The organism is Sphingomonas sp. AC449 (genome assembly GCF_979253475.1).
This window is the reverse complement of sequence record NZ_CEEDCZ010000114.1, coordinates 1-233: the sequence shown is the minus strand read 5'-3', so window position 1 is coordinate 233 and position 233 is coordinate 1. Positions and strand designations below refer to the sequence as shown.

1 pseudogene is annotated in these 233 nt (G+C 75.5%); it reads right to left on the bottom strand.

Going from position 1 to position 233, the window contains the following annotated elements:
* Window positions 1-233: pseudogene (locus tag AC0CH3_RS18030) on the bottom strand (GNAT family N-acetyltransferase); the annotation flags it as partial.

Below are 233 nucleotides of genomic sequence, written 5' to 3'. Positions count from 1 at the left end.
CACGTCCGGCCGCCGCCGCTGCCCAGGTGGCCGGGCGCGACCGCGCCCGGGCCGCCCAGCACCAGCGGCAGCTGTCCGGCCGCGGTGACAAGCGCGCTCGGCCAGCACTGGATCGACCCGCCCAGCGTGCCCTCCTCGATCGCTGCAAAACAGAGCGACGCGATCGCCGTCGCGGACCCGCGGAACACATAGGCCGTGCCGCGATGGCGATCGGCGCCGAACGCCACGTCGAG